Annotated in this window: 16 protein-coding genes; 7 read left to right on the top strand and 9 right to left on the bottom strand. The window is 40.6% G+C overall.

What is annotated here, in order from left to right; translation table 11 throughout:
- Positions 1-253: 253 nt before the first annotated feature.
- Both tatC and CSQ79_RS22475 read left to right on the top strand, forming a co-directional pair.
- On the top strand, positions 254-1,069 hold the full coding sequence (tatC, locus tag CSQ79_RS22480; protein WP_099703356.1) for a twin-arginine translocase subunit TatC: 816 nt from the start codon (positions 254-256) through the stop codon (positions 1,067-1,069).
- Positions 1,066-1,398 (top strand): tRNA-binding protein, encoded by a 333-nt coding sequence (locus tag CSQ79_RS22475; protein WP_099703355.1) that lies wholly within the window; start codon positions 1,066-1,068, stop codon positions 1,396-1,398. The genes tatC and CSQ79_RS22475 overlap by 4 nt, the downstream gene beginning before the upstream one ends.
- 33 nt (positions 1,399-1,431) lie before the next feature.
- Here CSQ79_RS22475 and CSQ79_RS22470 read toward each other — a convergent pair whose 3' ends face one another.
- On the bottom strand, positions 1,432-1,746 hold the full coding sequence (locus CSQ79_RS22470) for a DUF3067 family protein (RefSeq protein ID WP_099703354.1): 315 nt from the start codon (positions 1,744-1,746) through the stop codon (positions 1,432-1,434).
- Positions 1,747-1,977: 231 nt separating this feature from the next.
- On the opposite strand from CSQ79_RS22470, the gene petC reads away from it, so the two are divergent.
- From petC to CSQ79_RS22445, 5 genes are all read left to right on the top strand, one after another.
- A complete protein-coding gene (gene petC / locus CSQ79_RS22465; RefSeq protein WP_099703353.1) occupies positions 1,978-2,517 on the top strand; it encodes a cytochrome b6-f complex iron-sulfur subunit in 540 nt (179 codons plus the stop codon).
- A gap of 90 nt (positions 2,518-2,607) precedes the next feature.
- Positions 2,608-3,588 (top strand): cytochrome f, encoded by a 981-nt coding sequence (petA, locus tag CSQ79_RS22460; protein WP_099703352.1) that lies wholly within the window; start codon positions 2,608-2,610, stop codon positions 3,586-3,588.
- 561 nt (positions 3,589-4,149) lie between these two features.
- Positions 4,150-5,295 (top strand): FIST signal transduction protein, encoded by a 1,146-nt coding sequence (locus CSQ79_RS22455; protein ID WP_099703351.1) that lies wholly within the window; start codon positions 4,150-4,152, stop codon positions 5,293-5,295.
- A gap of 6 nt (positions 5,296-5,301) precedes the next feature.
- Positions 5,302-6,282, top strand: a complete 981-nt coding sequence (locus CSQ79_RS22450) for a sensor histidine kinase (protein WP_099703350.1) — start codon at positions 5,302-5,304, stop codon at positions 6,280-6,282.
- 28 nt (positions 6,283-6,310) lie between these two features.
- Positions 6,311-7,504 (top strand): GGDEF domain-containing response regulator, encoded by a 1,194-nt coding sequence (locus CSQ79_RS22445; protein WP_099703349.1) that lies wholly within the window; start codon positions 6,311-6,313, stop codon positions 7,502-7,504.
- Here the strand turns inward: CSQ79_RS22445 and dprA are convergent.
- The 8 genes from dprA to CSQ79_RS22410 form a co-directional block, all read right to left on the bottom strand.
- Positions 7,501-8,604 (bottom strand): DNA-processing protein DprA, encoded by a 1,104-nt coding sequence (gene dprA, locus CSQ79_RS22440; protein ID WP_099703348.1) that lies wholly within the window; start codon positions 8,602-8,604, stop codon positions 7,501-7,503. The two genes, CSQ79_RS22445 and dprA, sit on opposite strands and share 4 nt — an antisense overlap.
- Before the next feature lie 197 nt (positions 8,605-8,801).
- Positions 8,802-9,461 carry a DUF2301 domain-containing membrane protein gene (locus CSQ79_RS22435; RefSeq protein ID WP_099703347.1) on the bottom strand — a complete coding sequence of 220 codons (660 nt, stop codon included), beginning with the start codon at positions 9,459-9,461 and terminating at the stop codon, positions 8,802-8,804.
- A 37-nt stretch (positions 9,462-9,498) separates the two neighbouring features.
- Positions 9,499-10,269: an SAM hydrolase/SAM-dependent halogenase family protein gene (locus CSQ79_RS22430; protein ID WP_099703346.1), complete on the bottom strand. Its 771-nt coding sequence runs from the start codon at positions 10,267-10,269 to the stop codon at positions 9,499-9,501.
- A gap of 243 nt (positions 10,270-10,512) precedes the next feature.
- Entirely contained in the window at positions 10,513-11,178 is a 666-nt protein-coding gene (locus tag CSQ79_RS22425) for a DUF1361 domain-containing protein (protein ID WP_289501443.1), read from the bottom strand.
- 342 nt (positions 11,179-11,520) lie between these two features.
- Entirely contained in the window at positions 11,521-11,673 is a 153-nt protein-coding gene (gene pirA / locus CSQ79_RS28375; RefSeq protein WP_289501442.1) for an arginine synthesis PII-interacting regulator PirA, read from the bottom strand.
- A 254-nt stretch (positions 11,674-11,927) separates the two neighbouring features.
- Positions 11,928-12,161 carry a hypothetical protein gene (locus CSQ79_RS22420; protein WP_099703344.1) on the bottom strand — a complete coding sequence of 78 codons (234 nt, stop codon included), beginning with the start codon at positions 12,159-12,161 and terminating at the stop codon, positions 11,928-11,930.
- Between the two features lie 127 nt (positions 12,162-12,288).
- Positions 12,289-12,654 carry a DUF2237 family protein gene (locus tag CSQ79_RS22415; protein WP_502693957.1) on the bottom strand — a complete coding sequence of 122 codons (366 nt, stop codon included), beginning with the start codon at positions 12,652-12,654 and terminating at the stop codon, positions 12,289-12,291.
- Positions 12,655-12,673: 19 nt separating this feature from the next.
- Complete coding sequence (locus CSQ79_RS22410; protein ID WP_099703342.1) at positions 12,674-13,588, bottom strand: alpha/beta fold hydrolase; 915 nt, start codon at positions 13,586-13,588, stop codon at positions 12,674-12,676.
- Positions 13,589-13,719: the final 131 nt, after the last annotated feature.

Below are 13,719 nucleotides of genomic sequence, written 5' to 3'. Positions count from 1 at the left end.
TTGCCATACAAAGAGTTCGCCTATATAGAGTAAACTCAAATTCTATAGCAATGGTCAACATGGTTAAGACACTATAAATGCTTAGAATCGTTGTCTTGTAAAGTTTGCTCAATATAGGAAACCTCCGCACGCAACGCAAACCGTCGCTCTAACTCACTTTGAAGCCTAACCCCTGACCTCTGCTATAGTTTTTGGCTACGAACTTCTATCTGACAGATAAAATAGTCAATAAATCTTGCGATGAAGCTGACTCATGACGCCGCCCTCAGAATTAGATAGTGCAACTATGCCCGATCCAACGACTGACTTGGAAGAAACCAAGCCTGAGATAAACAAGCAGGATTTGGAAAACCACGATGATGAGTTGCCTGATGAAGTAGAGATGTCGCTGTTCGATCACTTAGAAGAGTTACGACAGCGGATTTTTTACTCGTTAATTGCTGTAGTTTTGGGCGTGATTGGCTGCTTTATTGCCGTTAAACCAATTGTGCAGTTGCTTGAAGTTCCGGCGCAAGGAGTTAAGTTTCTGCAGCTAGCGCCAGGAGAATACTTTTTTGTCTCTATCAAAGTAGCGGGGTATAGTGGGTTACTCTTAGCTAGCCCGTTTGTGCTGTATCAGATTATTCAGTTTGTCTTACCAGGGCTAACACGTCGCGAACGCCGTTTAGTCGCACCAATTGTTTTAGGTTCAACAGTGTTGTTTGCTGCTGGATTGGTATTTGCTTATGTTGCCCTGATTCCTGCTGCATTGAAGTTTTTTATTAACTATGGTGCTGATGTTGTAGAACAACTGTGGTCAATTGACCGCTACTTTGAGTTCGTGCTGCTACTGTTGTTTAGTACTGGTTTAGCTTTTCAAATTCCTGTGATTCAACTGTTGCTTGGGGCATTAGGCATTGTTTCTTCTCAGCAGATGCTGTCAGGTTGGCGCTATGTTATTTTAGGCGGAGTCATTTTAGGCGCAGTCTTAACACCCTCAACTGATCCTCTGACACAAAGCTTATTGGCTGGTGCAGTATTAGGGCTTTACTTTGGTGGCATTGGTGCTGTTAAGTTAATTGGAAAATGACAGAAATTACGTACAGCGATTTTGAGAAAGTAGAAATTCGCGTTGGTGAGGTTTTAGAAGTTGTAAATTTTCCAGAAGCTAGAACACCAGCATATAAGCTGTGGATCGATTTTGGTGCTTTAGGAGTTAAAAAATCTAGCGCTCAAATTACTAAATACCAGCATGAAGAATTAATAGGTAAACAAGTTTTAGCTGTCACCAATTTTCCTGCGCGTCAAGTTGCAAATTTTATGTCAGAAGTGTTAGTTTTGGGTGTTGTTTTAGACGATGGGCAAGTGGTACTCATTCAGCCCGATCGCCATGTTCCCCTTGGCAGTAGAATTTTATAACTCTTCCCCCTGACCTCTGACCTCTGACCCCTCCTAGATCAGCCACTCCGAAGCACGTTCACCCAAATCTAAATCGAGGGGAATACTAACGGCTTTACCTAATCGAGGACGTTCGCGAGTTTGAGCAATAAATTGTTGTACTTGCTGCGTTCCGCCTAAAGCATGAAGATAATTGGCGATCGCATCCAAATGTTCTTGATATTCTGCTTCGGTAAGCGGGAAAGACGCTTGTTCTAGGTACTTCCACATCACCTGCAGAAAAACTTTGCTTTGGACACGTCGTAACTGGACATCGTACGATCGCCCCCACTTATTCAACAATAGCTGGCGTAACTCCTTGCCTGTCATTTCGTTACCGATGACCTTTTACATTTCGTTATAAAGTAAAGCTGCGTAACTCAGGTATGATACCAATATAAAGAAATGTAATGATCCTCTGAAAAAGGCTGGAAACACTCTTAAAAGAGGGACTTGAAAGTTGTTGTAAGTCGTGGTAGACCGACTTCAACAGAGGATAAGTGAGGTTCTGGGAGCAAATCTCAGCGTTGTTAACAAAGACACAAGCAAAGCGCAGAAATTATGGCTCAAATGTCTAAATCCATGGACGTACCCGATATGGGGCGTCGTCAATTCATGAACTTGCTCACCTTTGGTACGATTACCGGAACAGCTTTAGGAGCATTGTATCCGGTAGTGAAGTTCTTTATTCCACCTAACAGTGGTGGTGCTGGCGGTGGTGTCAAAGCAAAAGACGCGCTAGGTAACGATATTAGCGTCAGTAACTTCTTAGAAACGCACAATCCAGGCGATCGCGTACTCGCCCAAGGACTCAAAGGCGATCCGACTTATATTGTCGTTGAAAGTAAAGAAGCAATTGGCGATTACGGAATGAACGCGGTGTGTACCCACCTTGGTTGTGTTGTTCCTTGGAATGCCGCAGAAAACAAGTTTAAGTGCCCTTGTCATGGCTCGCAGTACGATGAAACTGGCAAAGTTGTTCGAGGTCCAGCACCACTATCGTTAGCACTCGTCCATGTTAAGCCAGAAGACGATAAAATTTCCATCACGCCTTGGACTGAAACAGATTTTCGTACTGGTGAATCGCCTTGGTGGACTTAAAAAAGTGCTGCGTTCTAGTGACTAGTCACTAAACACTAGCCAATAACCTATACATTTGCACCTTCGTCACAAATAAGTGTTTGGTTACTGATGAAAAAAGCTTTGTTATCAACAGCGATTGTCAAAACGTTAGTTATCGCGATCGCTACTGTCACCTTCTTGCTAGCAAGCGATCTGGTACTTCCCCAGTCAGCTGCTGCTTATCCTTTTTGGGCACAGCAAACCTATCCCGAAACTCCCCGCGAACCTACAGGAAGAATTGTTTGTGCTAACTGTCACTTAGCTGCTAAACCTACAGAAGTAGAGATACCGCAATCTGTACTTCCCGATACTGTATTTGAAGCAGTTGTAAAAATTCCCTACGACACCAACACTCAGCAAGTTCTTAGTGATGGTTCTTTGGGCGGGCTAAATGTAGGCGCAGTATTAATGTTACCGGAAGGCTTTAAGATTGCCCCTCCTGAACGCATTTCGGAGGAGATGAAAGAAAAAGTTGGCGATCTTTACTTCCAACCCTATAGCGAAGATAAAGACAATATTGTCATCGTTGGACCTCTACCAGGCGAACAGTATCAAGAAATCGTTTTTCCAGTACTATCACCCGATCCAAGATCAGACAAAAATATTCACTTTGGCAAATATCCTGTTCATGTAGGTGGTAATCGCGGACGAGGTCAAGTTTACCCGACAGGTGAGAAAAGTAACAACTCAGTTTACAACGCCTCAGCCGCAGGAACAATTGCTAAAATTGCTCAAACTACTGATGAAAACGGAACAACACAGTACCAAGTCACTATTAATGCTGATTCAGGTGAAACAGTCGTTGAGACAATTCCTCTAGGACCAAAACTGATTGTCTCCGAAGGACAAGCAGTAGCAGCTGGCGATGCTTTGACTGATAACCCGAACGTCGGTGGCTTTGGTCAAGACGACGGTGAAATTGTGCTCCAAAGTACCGCAAGAATTCAATGGTTGATGGCATTTTTAGCCGCAATTATGCTATGTCAAGTACTACTAGTACTGAAGAAAAAGCAAGTTGAGAAAGTCCAAGCAGCAGAAATGAATTTCTAAACTTGAGTTTAATTGAATTCTTCTTTGAGGACGGGTTTTAGCCTGTCCTTTTTGTTTATTTCAGTAGTTTGAACTATAACAGAGTCAGGAGTTAGGGTTAAAAGCTTAGTTGGGATATTGGCTCTAAGCTTCTAGAATGTCCTAAGCTTTACTTCCATTACTATAATTCTTAATTCTTTTGTACCCATAAAACTTGATACGAAAAAACCACACAATGTTCGTCAGTAGAGCACTTACTTAAGAACGTTTAACTTTAATTTGGTTACAAACAAGTAGCTTCAGAAAGAGGGAAAAATTTATTGTTAGCTACCATCTCGTGAAATGACATAACACAATTTTTTAATGTAAAAAGTCAGATGCGATCGCAAGTTTCAATAATTTTTTCTCTATTTTAAGTGTGCTTAATGATAACTGCTCAATGTTTTGGGGAACTATAGTCTTGTGAAGGTATCTAAGTAGTCAACAAATGAAATACAAACTATGGGGCAGGCAAGATACCTACCCTTACTCTACTTATTTGATAGCTAAAATTTACATTGCGATCAAAGCAGTTTATTAAAAATGTTAAAAGTAGCGATTGGTCATAGTAGCGATCCTGATTCGCTAGAAGCTGTCAAGGAAGTTATCCAACAGTGTCGGAGTACTCTAGCACAGACACCACAAGCAGGACTTTTATTTGCTGCAATCGACTTCGATCATCATTTAATTCTGCAACAGATTAATGAAGCCTTTCCTAAGATTGAATTGATTGGAGGAACAACAGATGGTGAAATTTCCTCAATTTTAGAATTTCAGCAAGACTCATTGACACTGATGCTTTTTTGTGCAGACAATATAGAATTTCGAGCATCTATTGGGCGCAATGTGTCTCAAAACCCAGAGGCGATCGCTCAACAAGCAGTTGAAACGGCAAAACACCGCCTCACTTTACCTATTCAATTTTGTATTACTGTGCCAGAGAGTTTAACTACCTCCACAGTTTCGATTTTGCAAGGGCTAAAAGCAGCTTTAGGAACAATCCCAATCTTTGGTGGCGCTGCTGCAGATCAATGGCAATACAAACGTACCTATCAATTCTTCAACACAGAGGTTTTGAGTGACGCAGTTCCTGTGCTTCTTGTGGCTGGAAAACTATTCTTTTCCTATGGTGTGGCGGGTGGGTGGCGTCCTATTGGCAAACGCAGTCTGATTACGAAAGTCAACAAAAATATTATTTATGAAATTGATGGTAAGCCCGCTCTAGATTTCTATCACTATTATTTAAACAATTCAGCACCTGATGCTGTTTACCCACTTGCTGTGTTTCCACCTGGTGAAGAGCAATTTTTTTTAAGAGGATCAGTAGGTCACGATTTAGAACAAGGTAGCATTACTGTTTCAGGAGATATCCCTGAGCATTCCGTTGTCCAGATTACAGATGCTTCTATCGATGATGTTATTACTGCTTCACAAACGGCTTCTATAGAAGCATGGGCAAAATATCCAGGGCAAGCACCAGAAGCAGCACTATTTTTCTCGTGTGCTTGGCGACGGCACATTTTAGGTACACGGGCAAATGAAGAATACCAAGCGATCGCTCACTCCTCAAAACAAGTCATAGCAGGGTGCGGTTTTTACACTTATGGAGAGATTGCACCACTGAGCAATACAGGGCAAACTTTTTTCCACAATACGACATTTGTCACTTTATTGATTGGCAGCCAATGATAGCTTATGTCTCCAAAATTTGAGCTTGAGATTAAACAACTAAATAGAGAAATTCGCATTCTTCAAAAGAAGTTAGAACGTTCGGAAATTGATCGCGCTAGATTAGAAGCAACGAATCGTAGCAAGGAATTTCTGCTCAAGCGTGTCATTGGCGATTTGCAAGAATATCAAAGCATTCTTGAAAAAAAGAGTGCTGATTTAGAACAAGCATTTGATGAACTGACTAGGATGAAAGATAAGCTAGTCGAAACTGAGAAAATGGCGGCTTTGGGTAGTTTGGTTGCAGGTGTTGCCCATGAAATTAGTACTCCAGTCGGAACTAGCGTCACCCTTGCCTCAACTTTAATGGATGAAACGCGATCGCTCATGATGACAGTCAAGACAGGACAACTCAAGCGTTCAACTTTAAATAATTACTTAGATATTGCTCAAGAAAGTACTAACTTAATTTTAAATAACCTCAATCGTGCGGGTGAATTGGTGCAAAGCTTCAAACAAGTTGCTGTCGATCAATCCAGCCTAGAGCAACGCACATTTTCTGTTAAGCATTACCTTGAGGAAGTCGTGATGAGTCTCTCGCCTCAATTTAGAAAAAACTTACACACCGTAACAATTGAAGGCAACGATGCGATCGCGATTCACAGCTATCCTGGTGCATTAGCTCAAGTAGTGACTAATTTAATGACAAATTCACTTATTCATGGCTACTCACAACAAGCAAAAGGTCATTTGCGTTTTGATGTGACAAAACATAACGACCAAGTCGTAATTCAGTACCGTGACGACGGTACTGGTATCCCTACACAAATTTTAGAAAAAATCTTTGAACCCTTTTTTACAACTGCCAGAGAGAAAGGAGGAACAGGATTGGGATTGCATATTACTTACAACCTAGTTACTCAAAAATTACAAGGCAGGATTGCTGTTCAAAGCGAGGTAGGAAAGGGCACGCTATTTATAATTGAACTTCCTACTTCGGTGACTTGAGCCTTCAACTTAACAAAAGTAGCCATTGATGTTTCCTATCAACCCTAAATTGCAGAATCAATTTCAACAAGATGTCATTTTCTTGAAGGATGATGAGATCTGCTTTGGCGATGAAACTGAGACAGCGGCGCAGGAACTGCCGATCCCACCAAATAATTGGAATGTCATCATTGTAGACGACGAACCTGATGTGCATCGAGCAACGCAACTAGCACTCAATAACGTTCAGTTTGAGAACAGAAAACTCGCATTTTTGTCTGCGTACTCAGGTAAAGAGGCGAAAGAATTACTAGCGATCGCTCACTCTGATGCTGCGCTAATCTTGCTAGATGTAGTGATGGAAACGAACGATGCTGGATTGCAAGTTGTTCAGTATATTCGTGAAGAACTCAAAAATCAGCATGTCCGAATCATTTTGCGCACGGGACATCCTGGCGAAGCTCCTGAAGAATCTGTTATTTTAAATTACGATATCAATGACTATAAACTCAAAATAGAACTCACTCGTCAAAAACTGTTAACAACAGTAATTGCAGCACTACGATCTTACCGAGACATCAACACAATTCAACAACAGCAACTTGAACTCGCCCACACTCTGGATCGCTTAGAGCAAGTTAAACTCCAGCTAGAAGAGTATACATACACCCTTGAGATGAAAGTTGCCCAGCGAACAGCCGCCTTAGAAGAAGCCAATCGCGAACTACTCCGACTAGCAATTGTAGATAACTTGACACTCGTTGCCAATCGCCGTCGCTTTGATGAGTATTGGCAGCAACAGTGGCAGTTTTTGGCATGCCAACAGCAATCTTTAGCGCTGATTTTAATTGATGTCGATCACTTCAAGCTTTATAACGATTACTATGGACATCAAGCAGGCGATGAATGTTTGTGGAAAATTGCTCAAGCAATTAGTTCTGTCTTAAACCGCCCCACAGACTTAGTTGCTCGGTATGGAGGTGAAGAGTTTGCCGTCATATTGCCTTACACTTCAGTCAAAGGAGCTAAAAAAGTTGCAGAAGCAATCGTAACTGAAATTTACAGCCTCAATATTCCCCACAACCAATCATTAGTGAGCGATTGCGTCACCTTAAGTCTAGGAATTACCTGCACCGTACCACAACTTGATATTTCATGGAAGAGTGCAATTGCATTTGCAGATAAAGCGCTATATCAGGCGAAGCGGGAAGGACGCAATCGATATAGTGTTTATACGCCTTAGCACCGCTGATAGCGCATTCCAGGTAATTGAGACACTAGCCCGACAAGTTCTAGTTGTAGAAGTGCGCTCGAAACTTGACTCGCTGAGAAACCGGTTTGTTGTACAATCAAGTCGAATGGCATAGATTCAGCAGCAATCGCCCTAAAGATTTTCTCCAACTCTGGTGCTAATTCTGGTAGTTGTGTTGCTGAGGGTAGTGCCTGATCAATTTGTGGCATTGAGCCTAGCATTTCTAGTAAAGAATCTTCGCCTAAAATAGCTCCAGCGCCTTTATGTAATAACTCCAAGCAGCCTAGCGATCGCGGATTGTCTAAAGATCCTGGTAAGGCGTAAACATCGCGACAGAATTCATTTGCATAATGTGCAGTAATTAATGCACCTGAACGTGTCGGTGCTTCTAGAACTAGTACTGCACGAGTTAGACCTGCGATAATCCGATTACGGCGGGGAAAATGGGCGCGATCTGGTGGTGTCTTAGCAGGATACTCACTCACAACTAACCCTTGATGGAGAATTTGTTGATAAAGATCGCGATTTCGGGATGGATACACAATATCAACACCAGTACCCAATACTGCAATTGTTCTGCCTCCAGCTGCTAAGCAGCTGTGATGTGCTTCGGTATCAATTCCATCTGCTAAACCGGAAACAACTGTAAACCCATTTCTTGCTAAAGTAGTACTCAGTTTGCGCGTCCACCGCTTACCATATTCTGAAGGATTGCGCGTACCGACGATGCTAATCAGGGATTTTTGCCCAAAATTTTCCTGAAGATCGACATTACCACGATAGTACAATATTGGTGGTGGACTAGGAATTTCTAACAACAATTGAGGATAATCGGTATCAACAGGTGTCCAGAAATTTATGTTTTGTTGTTGGTGTTCGAGTAAAAGCTGTTCTGGGTGAAGATGCGATCGCCCTGCACTGATTGCTGCAATTGTCTGAACTCCGAAACCTTCAACTTGCTGTAACTCTTGTTCTTGCGCATCCCATGCTGTAGCTAAAGTTCCAAAATGCTGTTGCAATCGTTGCAACAAAACTGGACCAATTCCACTAATTTGTGACCAAGCAAGCCAGTAAGCACGTTCAGCTAACAATCTTTATTCCTCAAGGATAGAAGCTTAAAATGAATTAGGTTCAAATTTCCTACTTTCTATCTTTTCCTAGCCTCTATTTCCTTGTCACTATTCTTTTATTTTCTTCATACTGTTTTTAAAAATTGTGGGTTAATATCTGCGATCGCTTCATAAAGTACGGTATATTTTTAAACCTTATATTCATCTACAGGGCTAACTCAAAACTCAGAACTTTTAAAACGCTGTTGTTTTAAATAAACAAAAACTGATTTATCTCCAATATCTGGAGGGATAGGTTGTATTACCTTACGCAAGGCAAATACAACAAACAATGTTGCCCATCCTGCTAGCATTATTTGTTCCAATTGCACAGGTAAAACTTGTAATATATGACCCAATAATAGAATGGGTACTAATGGCGTCAAAACTTTTGTTTCTAAACGATCAAAACAAAAGGCTTCTTTAAAGTAAATGCCCGTCAAAGCAGCGAAAACGAAACCAACACCAAACAAACTCGTTGGATGATTGTAGATTGTGAGTGCTAAAGGTTCAACACTAGAAACTGCAAAAAAGACAGCAGATAATGTGCCAATTGCCCAAAAAATTTGGAGTAATCGATGAAGTGCTGCTAAATAAATATGAATTGTAAACAGGCTTACGCCTAATGCTATGCAAAAACAAGCAAATAAAGGAGTTAGAATTTGTAAATTCACTGCATTGTGATTCAGTAACACTAAAGCACTACCAAGAGCAAAACTCAATGCAGCTACCATTAACCCTGTGCGATAGACAATAACGCCAGTGCGATCGCCCTCATTAATTGTGAATTCACCAAATTGACCTTGGTAAACGATTGATTCAGATACATGTTGAGTCATACGTCATCGACCGTGATGTGTTCAATTCCACCCTAACTCAAAACAAGACTTGAACAGGATCTAAATAATCCAAGTGTAGCTGCGATCGCGCACTACCACCATTAACTGCAATTTCAATCCAACCATGACTACCAACAAGAGCGATCGCACTTCCCTGCAGTTGTTCGCTATACGTCTTACCTCCTGGTATTTCTACTCCTCCGGCGATAACAGCCCACTGCTTACTAAGCATGTCATTGCCAGGAATATTAGTAATTAAATTACCAAAACCATCGATATATTGAATACAACCCTGAATACTTGTGTCCATAATAGTGGAGTTTGGTATTTCCAGCTTTACCAATGATGCAACGTCAATGACGCCTCCCAAGTCATCAAGAGAAACTCCACTAGTAAGATGCGCTGCAACAGGTGCAAAGATATCTCTACCATGAAATGTGGCACTACTTTGTGCAACTCGCCAGTAATCTGAGTTCGTTAATTCTACCGCTTTTAAAGCAGGAGTTTGACTTAATACACCACTAAATATACCATTATCAGGTCCAACTAAAAACCCTGTGGCAAATTCTACTGCGATCGCTCGTCTCGTACTACCCACACCAGGATCGACAACACCAAGATGAACAGTTCCACTAGGAAAGTAAGTATAAGCATTCATTAAGCAAAATCTTGCTGCTGCGATATTTTGAGGAGGAATTTGATGTGTCAGATCAATGACATTTATATGAGGATTGATTTGAGTGATTATTCCCTTCATTACACCCACATATATATCAGTTAATCCAAAGTCAGTTAGCAATGTCAACATACACAGTATTTCTATTCAAGTTACGAGCATTCACTCCAGATTGCTAATTGTTCGCAAATATTAGCTAACAGCTATTTTTCTATGCTGCTGTTAATTACGAATCACTTAGGAACCATATAGCATTTCCAAACATATTATGAAACTTCTTTTTACCTCTTTCTTGAGTGATATCAGCAGCTCATCTTTCAAAAAAAGTGGCATCTTAAATAAGATTATTTTATTTTTATAAAATTTACGTTGCAATTAAGTCTCAGTTTGCGAAACACGATTTGAATTTTGCTGCCGCGACTTGATAAAACTGCGTTGTCGTAAAATAATTCCCAAGTTCAATTGTTTGGTAATCCAATATAAAACAGTAATTATAATAAAAGTGATTGCAATAATAACAAGTGGACGCTTACCTAATAAATCTTCTATTAAACTAGTAGCCACTACATCTAGTTGTGTAACTAAGTCCCAGCTATTAAATCTCTGAAATCGACCTAAGTAAACTCCTACAGCACACAAAGCATGAGTAATTAATTCAGCGCTAGTAATCCATCGAGTTTTTCCTATGCGATGCAAATAGGAACCTAAATTGATTAAAGAGATAACATATGCTTCAAATCCTAGTGACATAAATAACAAGTACAAGGGGAATAAAATTAAAGTAATTAGCCATATAGAATCAACTCTACGAATATATGTAACTAAATGAATAATATCTGTTAAAACATAAGGTGCGTTTGGTAGAAAAGCAAAAAAGACAAGAAACCCTAACCACCAAGATAGAGAACGATTTAAACTTTTACGTCGAAATAAAAGCACGCTTAATCCTAACGGAATAAAAGCTAAAAACAAATTCCAACTCATCCAACGACTATGAGCCTGTAATATGTATAGAAAGCTATTAAAAAACATTTCTATCATTACCATTTCCTCAAATAAAGTTCCTATGTCTGTTTGTTAAGGAACTAGATTACTAGTAAGCGATATTTCTGTTTTAGCTCAGAAATATAGATATTGCCTAATTTTTGTTCTCTAGTATGAGATCAACTAAAGGATTGGTAACTCTACACACAAGATTGTTTACTTTCAGCAAACTTATGATAGATACTGCTGTTTAAATATCTGTGTTAAGTTTTTGTCTTGCAGTTATAGTCAATTAGTAAATCAAGATAGCAAAAAAATTAAGGGACATCATATATGATGTCCCTCACATTACGTTCTATAAGCTATCTTTTAGTGTTTAGCTAGCAGCTAATTTCTGGTTTAGTTAAAGTAATTGAGTTCTGCTTCTAGTTGTCGGATAAGCTTTTCATCACCTTGAGATTTTGCAACTTCTAATCGGTGCTGCAAGCTTCTTTGGATATTAGTGCGGTGGGCTTCCGCTGCTTGTTTTGCGGCTTGTTGCTTTCTGTTCATAATCATTGTTCTCTGTAATTTGCAATTTATATCCTGATATTCTAACAAAGACAGGATTCAGTAACAGCTGCTACAGAATAAATTTATATTTCTTTTAATTAATCTGTCTTAAGAGGTAAATTTAAACTAATACTGCCATAAAAAATGGGGCTTTCGAGTGAATACCCCACAATACACTAAAGATTATGAAAAATTCTGCACAAACTCAAGACACGTTTAATTCTCAAACTTACTGAAGTTTTGTGTAGCTTAGTTTACATTTTGCCTTTTTGCATAACTTCTTGCAGATGTTGACGAATCTCCTGTGCTTGCTCTACATCTGCTTGACGCAGCTTTTGAAATAGCTCAACACAAGGTTGCGATTGCATTTGTTGGGCATCTTGAATGTAAGTGTCGTAAGCTTTGACAGCTTCTGCTTTATTCTGTAACGCTGTCAGTAGATCGTACTCCAGGTTGCTTAACGCTGTGTTATTTCCGTTGTCTGCCATGATCTATGTACACCCTCCTTAGACATTGCTACCTCAAGTTGTACTGACAACTAAATGGCAGTTCATCTATCCAAAAGAGTATCACCTGTACAAAACTATAAGGTTTCAGAAGGGATGAAAGTACTAGCTAGTCGAGATTCAAGGCGCGATGTTTGAGGTCTTGTAGAGAGACAAAATTCAAAATTGCTTCATGCGTTGCAGATAGAATCACAGGAGGGGCAACCCCAGCATCTAGCGCTTCTTTCCAACGCGAGGCGCAAAGACACCAGCGATCGCCTGATTTGAGTCCAGGAAAATTAGACATTGGTCTGGGCGTACTGAGGTCATTACCTCGAGAACGAGTAAATGCTAAAAACTCTGCAGTGACTTGCGCGCAAACAACGTGCGTTCCACTATCTTGCGGACCTGTTTCACACACTCCATTACGATAAAACCCTGTCATAGGAGAGGTACAACAAGTTTCTAACTCTTCGCCTAGTACGTTTCGACTCATCAATATTATATTCCTCTGACTAAGAATTCAAAAACGGTAAAACGACCTCTGCAACTTCTGCTGCGTACTCTTCGTGCAAACCTAAAGTTCCTGGAAGTGTTTGTGTCTGAATTCCAGGAACTGCCGCAACAGCTTCCATTTCAGCAGTCGATGACGGCGGTGCTTGGCTACCAACAATCACCATAATAGGAAGCGACACTTGAAATAGTTGTAAGAAATCAGTACGACTTGTAACAGGATCGAGTCTCCCAGTCACAAATGCTGCTGGTGCAAATCTTGCTCCTGAGTGCTGAGTAATTTGTCGCTTTTGCTGAATAAACTCTGGTGTTAAGCGGGCTTTATCTACATAGACGTGCCTACCGTACATGAAGCGGAGAAATGCCGGAGTTGTGTTGGCTTGGTACAGTGCTTGACCAAGGAGTGGCGATCGCACTAACTCTCGTACCATTCCTGCTACAGGTTTACTTGCTCCCATGACTGTAAAAGGACCCCGCCAGGTTGGTGCAACTAATACAATGCGCGACCAAACATCAGATTGTTGTGCTAATTGCATCACATAACCTGCAGCATGACCCGCAGCAACGACTGCGATGGGATGGGAAAATGTATCTCGGACAAAATCTTGCAGCAACTGATGATAGATGGTAGGTTCGTAATCTAACGGTGGGCGATCAGATTGCCCAAATCCTAACCAATCGAGGGCGACTACCTGATGCTGAGTCGTCAGTTTTTCTGCTAGACCTCGCATTTCTGCCCGTGTAGAGACGGTGCTAAACGCTGGCAAAAGTAACACTGGAGTTCCTTCACCTTTTGTTTCATAAACCACAGTGAAGGTTTGTTCTTGCCATGTCCATTCATATTTTTGCACATTGCCGCCGATATCTTGCCCCGTAGCGGTGGAGCGAGTAGCTGGGGTTTGAGTAAGTGCTGACATAATTTCGCTAACGCTATTCAAAAGTTTTGAATTTTGAGTTTTGAATTTTGAGTTAACTTCGCAGACAAATCAAGAAAGTTGAAATCAGGGATTACTGCAAAAGTTTTGAATCATGAAGAGTTTTCTTAAAT

This window comes from Gloeocapsopsis sp. IPPAS B-1203, assembly GCF_002749975.1.
In the GTDB taxonomy this organism is placed as follows: Bacteria; Cyanobacteriota; Cyanobacteriia; order Cyanobacteriales; family Chroococcidiopsidaceae; genus Gloeocapsopsis.
This window is presented reverse-complemented; position numbering and strand designations above follow the sequence as displayed.